The organism is Legionella sp. (genome assembly GCF_049790535.1).
GTDB lineage: Bacteria > Pseudomonadota > Gammaproteobacteria > Legionellales > Legionellaceae > Legionella.
Genome location: NZ_JBAQZB010000017.1, coordinates 1 through 6,807, shown reverse-complemented (window position 1 = coordinate 6,807; position 6,807 = coordinate 1). Strand labels below are relative to the sequence as shown.

Sequence of the window (6,807 nt, the reverse complement as noted above, 5' to 3'; positions counted from 1 at the left end):
ACTGTAAATCAATTGGCAGCTCAAGCCTCCAGTAAAGTTCAAGAGAAAATGAAAGAAACATTCAATAAAGCAGTAGAATTTGAATTAAAATTTTTCAATGAAGTTGAGCCAGCACGATTGTTTCTATCAAATAGCCAATAGTGTTGATATTCGTAATCTTAGAGGTGGTATGCCAATCTAAGGGTTGATTCACTTTTGGAACGCTCATCCGTGCTGTGAAGGGCCGCGAAGATTTTTTTGTTCCTCATCCCCCTCTGCTTTCATGGAACCCAACTCTTTTTTCAAGGTATGAAACTTCTCTATATTTTGAATAATTTTTTCTGTTTTTTTCTTATTATAAATTTCAGAAATGCCACCACCAGTACGTAATGATTCCGTAAGAGTACTCACAGCTGTTTCAATAAATTGTTTAAACCTATCCCAAAGATTTGCTCCATCACTTAATGCGCTAATGCTTCGATTAAAGGTAGAGCTAGAAGGTAGTTTTTTAATGGTTTCAGCACGAGTTTCTATAGAAACTTCTTCATTTTTAGCAGATGCAATTAATGACTTAAGATAATTTTTAACTTCTACATTTTGATCTTTATTAGCTATTTCTTTCAATTTATCAACTTGTGCTATACCCTCACTCACAAGCCAATAATTCCCCTGGTTTAGTTGTTTAAAGTTATTTATCCATGATAATAAATCAGGAGATTCTTTCTTCGCTAAAGATGGGCCATGCTCGAAATAATAGTGCTGGAATGCTTCCTCATACTGCTCTAAAATGGGTGAATTTAAACAATCACTCATTTGCTTCATTTCTTTGCGTAAATACACCTCAAACTGAGAGTCTAATAATGCACGTCTTACTATAAGTTGATCGTGTTGATCCAGTAATTTACTCTCTTGTGTAAGAAAATCTAATTTATCTTTTTTTAATTCAACTTGTAATTGTAAATCAGAATTAGTAGTTTCACTTTTAAGTTTTTCTGTTAGTTGCGCTAATTCTTTTTTGGTTTCACTCCCAATCATGTTAAGAAAATTCACCTCATTCAATAGATTAAGCTTCTCATTAAAAGACATGTCCAATTCTAAAGCCGTAGCTAGAAAGAATTGATTTACTGCTGCCATAGCGGGTTTTAAGAAAGTACCTGGTTTCAAATATAAAGTATCCTCTTGTTGGGATAATTGTACTAGAAACTCTTTATAGACAATTTCTTTCATCCGTGGAATATTTTTGACTTCGCTTCCAAGCTGCCCAATTGTCTCGTCAAATTTTTTTATTTGATCAACAAGATTTACATAAACTTTATTTATTGAAGATTTAAGCGTTTTTATTGGGATTTGTGGCGTATGCATTTTAGTAAATCTAGCATTCAATGCTTTAAAATCGACATTATCATTAAGATTATTCTGTGCATAACGCTCTTTCAAGAACGCCCTTGCGTCATCAGCTTTTATTGCAATAGTTTGCAATATGTTCCCTGTTCCACCTAACCATGCCGATGCATCTGTTTCCTCCCCCTCTAATGCCAATTTTATATCAGGAGTGTAGGCTTTTTTATAATCAAGACTTAGAACTTCTTTACTGAACTTCATTACTTGCTCGACCAAAGAACCATATTGCTCTTTTAATTCTGGAGATAAATTTTTTATATTCGTTATTAAATGTTGCGCATGATGTCCAATCTGCGCAAAAACTTTTGCCAGAGATAATAAAGACTCTTCCGGTTTTATTTGCCTCAACTGAACTAATGCTGCTTGCAAATGATAAAGATTATTATCTAATTCTTTCATTTGGCGGACAAAAGAAGGATCTTGAGATGTTATTATATATAAATCATTCTCATTTAATTTTTTAAGATTTTTTTGCACTCGCTCAGAAAAATAGGATTGCATTTTTTCATGCAATTGCGTCCTTAATTTAGCAACGTAAGAGGGCAAGTCGAGTTTTTTAATGGTTTCCAAAGTACTTACTGAGGAGGTTTCTAAAGAAGTTGCTCTATTTTCTTTCTCAATATCAGGTGATTGTTCCGCATAAAACGCATTTCGGGCTTCTTGTAACATCTTAGCATCTTCTCTGGGATCAATTTTTTTATATTGGGTAATTGCTTCAGTTATCACATCAATTTTTAATTTGCATGCTTTTTCTTGTTGTATTAAAGAAACTTCCTGCTGTTTTAAAATTTTTCTGTCTGCAGAAGAAAGATCAGAAGACGATTTGTTTTGCAAGCTATCATTTATATTTTGTTTTTGATGCTCTATTTTAAATAATTCAGTCCACTGCAATTTTTTTCGTTCACCAAGACTTTCCGCTCTTTTCTGAGAAAAATCTACCGAAAGTTGTACTGGTTCTAATTTATTATCTTTATAATCTATATTGAATTCATCAATTTTTAAATTTATAAATTGATTCAGTGAATCAATTTGTGCTGCTATAGATTTGGATAAAGTGCCAGATTGCAGGTAATAACGTGTTTCTAACTCATCAACCATAGCCAAGAGATCAGGATAACTTTCATGAACCCATTGTTGATATGTAGAGAATGTATTCTTTTTAAGATTACCACTTTCCTCACCTAATAAAGTAAGAATTCGCATAAGCCCCTTATAGGCACTACGTCCACGAGCGAAGGTAGCTAAAGAAATTTTACTTGTTGCCACGCCATCAAGAATTTTATTAATAGCCTTAAGTTTTTTCTGAGAAATTTTTAAATCTTTTGCCTTAATTTCACTTTCAGGCTGCATATAGGTAGTAAACACGTGTAGCAAGGCAGGTATATTAGAAAAGGTTTGCACTAAACTAAAAGACTGCTCATTTTCAGGTAAAATTGCATTAATACCATATCCTACAAAACTTCCCACACCACTACTTTTAAATGAACTAAACCAGGTACTATCACTGAATATATTATTTACTTGACTAAATATAGGCTCAAGCAAATCATAATTATCGCGAATTAAGTTTTGCACTTCTGGAGCAACATCAATTAAATGAGTAAATGATTTATAAAGCTGTGACACAGCAGTCACGCCCTGATGAGCAATCGACACTTTATTCAATGTAGAGCCTGTACTAATATGCTGAAGTGTTCTTAATGATTGTTCCGCATGATACAAACCATTTATGACTTTTTTAATTGCCGCAACTTGGGGGGCATCCTTATCAAGATGAGCAAAAGGCACACCTTCTTGCTCAGGCATTAACTGTGAGGCTAATGTCTTAGCCAAAGTTTCTTGTAAACGTTGTAAAAATACCGTGCGTGCTGTTTCGATTTGATCTATATAAGCTGGTATTAAAGATTCCTTTTTTACCTCACTGGGTTTAACAGAAGGAGATGTAGCAGTTTTTGCAGGTATATCTACTTGTTTTAATTGACCTAATGAAGATAAATCCCCGTTGTGTTGGTTTACTGTAGAGAGAATACCATAAGCATCAATTTGCTTTATAACAGGAGCAATGTATTTTCTGGCTTCGGGAGATAATAATTCAACGCTCGAGTATAATTTCCTAGCAGATGAAACAATTGCATAGAGAGTCAAATAGTTTCTATATCCTTGACTCCATTCAAGTCGCTCAAAGTTTTTTAAAGTTTCCTCTAAGTGCAATAAGCTATTTTCTACAAGTTTTAATTGTCGAACTATCTCTGGAGTAGTTTTTTCCAATATATCCAATGAGTTGGTTGCGAAATAAGCTGCCTCTTTTCTTCCAAGTCGTCTTTGTAATTCAGTAGTCAAAGTTATTCTTGTCTTATGAACTGAATCAGATAATTGTAATTCTTGAAGATATGCAATATTTCCACGTAAATTTTTTAAGCTGGATGCCTTTACAGCAACTAATTCACCCGCTTTAATTTCTTTAGCTTTATATTCAGACTCATCATGTAATCCTGATTTTATGACACTAATACGTTGATTAACTCGATTCTGTATCGATGTTTTACCTTGATCACTCAAAAATTCTCGTGCATTCTCAGCCACAGCTATTTTTAATTTTTCGGCTTTAATTAACTGTTCAACCGAAGCATGAAGGGATTCTTGAGCAGCAAGGAACTTGTCTACTTGACTGCTTGTTAGATAGGTTGAAAAATAACCTACACCTGCACCAATTTTATTTAATGACCATTCAGTCCAAGAAAGTTCCTCATCTTTGCTAATTTCATTTAAAATGAGGGCTAATTCGTTTTCTAACTCCAGACTATTATGAGCTAAAGCAGATTGAATTTGAGGATAAATCTGTCTGATCTTATAACGATCTGTTTCTGTTATCACTGAAAAAGCTTGCTTAGCATATTTTTTTAATATATCAATAAAAACATCTAGATCCCGATGTTGCTTTTCCAGAGCAACAATAGTTTTTACATTGCTAACTTCACTAACGTCAATTCGTTCTTCACGTAACTTAATCAACGATTTATCAGAAAGAGTAAACTGTTTTTCATCAACCTTTAGAGATGATTGTATTAAACTGCTATTTATACGAGATAATGCACTTGTAAGTTCGCTAGATAACAAGCCTGGTTTCAAATAATTATTTCGCTCTAATTCATCAATATAGATTATTAATGAAGGTAGGTGGTTATTTGTCCAAAAAATATAGTTTTGCATGGATTTTTGCATAAAATCAGTATTATCATTAATATTTGTTAACCAATCCATTAAGCTTTTAAATGCCTGAGCATCACCTATTCCCTTTAAACTTAACTGATTTACAAAAGGAATTTTCTCAAACTTTTCTAATGCCGCGTGCATTAGTTCAAATTTAGACCGCCGTTCTGTTTCCGATAGTGTGGTTTGGTGCAAATCAGCCACTGTATTCATTAATTCCGACAATGCATCGAATGCGGAAATAAGAAAATTATTATTCTCCGCTGCTGGAGAATTGGTTGGTATATTGTTCGATTCAACCACCATATTTTCATGAGCATGCAATACTTTGTTTGCTGAAGAAACAACCTCCGTCTGGCTAAATTGTGGTAACCATCCGGAACTTTTAATCAGTTTATAAGCATTTGAAAAAATTGGACTTAGTAATTCATGATTATTTAGTATGATTGATTGAATTTCTGGAGTCGCCTCGTTAAGGTGTGCTAAAGATTTATAAAGTTGATACAACATGGAAAAAGTCTGCGGTGCAGTAACAACCCCCTGCAATGCACTAGTAAAATTTGTTTTTTCCCAGGCTTTTCCTGCTTCTTCTGCATGATAAAGACAATTGATAACTTTTTTAATTGCTGCAATTTGTGGTGGATTGTCATTAACATGAAGGAATGGTACTCCTGTTTTTTCAGGAACTAATTGTTTAGTTAAAGGTTCTGCTAGTTGATTCTGAAATGTTTTCAGCAATGAGGTTCTGGCCTGAACTATTTGTACATAATAGGAATTTGATTGGCTGTTATTAACAGCTAATGGAGTGTTTTTATCTAATTTAAAAAGATCAGGTGTCATTTATTTTTCCTCTCACTATTATAAAATTATAGTTTATGGGAAAATAAAATGTTCTTTCTATACTAAAAAAATACTTTATGTGATAATTTTACACATAAATTTTTCAAAATTTACGTACTTCAGAAAACACTCCCCGAAAAGGTAAAGTTGCCAGAAGTGGAACCTGTAGCTTTGACTTTAATGTATCAATATTAGCCAACAAAGCAACCATGTCTGGATCCATACAATTAGCTATCCAACCTACGCAAGGAATATCATGGACTCGCAAAACAGCCTCAGTAAGTAATGCATGATTAATACAACCAAGCTTCATACCAACCACTAAAATTACTGGAAAATGAGTAATTTTTAAAAAATCAATCCAAGTTTCTTCATCATTCAATGGAACTAATATTCCGCCAGCCCCTTCTATAAATAAACGCTCAACCCCTTTCAATTCAAAATTCAGGCAGTAATTTGCAATTTCTGTAGCGGAGATAAAAGTATTTTCTTCTTTTGCAGCTATATGAGGAGAAACAGGTAATTTAAATCGCCAAGGATTAATCTGCTCCAAACTTAAATTATTGTTTTTTTGTAATTGTAGGGCATCACTGCTAATTAATTGATCTTCTTGCAGTATACATCCAGTAGCTAAAGGCTTAATGGCGGCTGCATAGGAAAAATAATTTACTAAATGAGCTGTCACATAAGTTTTCCCACAATCAGTATCGGTACCAGTAATAAAAAAATGCTTCATTTAATAAGTCCTTGTATCTTATTAATAAATATATCCATATGAGATAAAAAAGGCATGTGAGCCCCTCGATTAAATGAAAAGTACTCGAATGTAGGATAGTGTTCTTGCATAGTTATCATCGTACTCATTGGAACAATAGGATCAAGTCTACCAAACATATAACATGCTGGTTGTTTAAACTTTTTTAGTTGCTGTCGAAAATCCCATGTCTCTAAAATCTCAAGACCCGACTCTAAACCTGCAAATGAAGGAATACCCCCTAAGGCAAGTTCCAATTTATTTTTCCTAACGTGTAATTTAAGAAATTCTTTTAAAGTACCTCGCGTATCCCTTAATAAATTTTGATAAAAAGTGTTGAATACTTCGTGAGAAACTCCAGGCCAATCAGTACTCAATAAAAATCGCGGTGATGAAGTAATATTCAGCAGATGGATTATGCGTTCTGGCTCCTCTAATGCCAGGCGTGTAGCATACAAACCACCCATTGACCAACCAAGAAGAACAAATTGTTCTGGTAATTGATTTAAGAGTTGTTTTTTAAAAATATCCCAAGCCATCATACTTGATTGGCCAAATCCTGGTAAATCAACCAGAAAAAGTTGATAATTTATTTTAAGTTGGGGTACTAAAGGCATCCATAC

At 33.6% G+C, this 6,807-nt stretch carries 3 protein-coding genes; all 3 read right to left on the bottom strand.

Annotated features, from left to right (window positions below; translation table 11 throughout):
* Positions 1 to 204 precede the first annotated feature (204 nt).
* A complete protein-coding gene (locus WA877_RS00665) occupies positions 205 to 5,430 on the bottom strand; it encodes a hypothetical protein (protein WP_425169017.1) in 5,226 nt (1,741 codons plus the stop codon).
* Between the two features lie 103 nt (positions 5,431 to 5,533).
* Complete coding sequence (gene bioD, locus WA877_RS00660; protein WP_425169016.1) at positions 5,534 to 6,166, bottom strand: dethiobiotin synthase; 633 nt, start codon at positions 6,164 to 6,166, stop codon at positions 5,534 to 5,536.
* Positions 6,163 to 6,807 (bottom strand): alpha/beta fold hydrolase (locus tag WA877_RS00655; RefSeq protein ID WP_425169015.1); only part of this gene is annotated, 645 nt, incomplete at its 5' end. The genes bioD and WA877_RS00655, both read right to left, overlap by 4 nt.

What these genes read in the sequence shown, in the direction of transcription:
- WA877_RS00665 (WP_425169017.1), bottom strand. Translation starts at nt 5,430, where the DNA reads ATGACACCTGATCTTTTTAAATTAGATAAAAACACTCCATTAGCTGTT.
- bioD (WP_425169016.1), bottom strand. Translation starts at nt 6,166, where the DNA reads ATGAAGCATTTTTTTATTACTGGTACCGATACTGATTGTGGGAAAACT.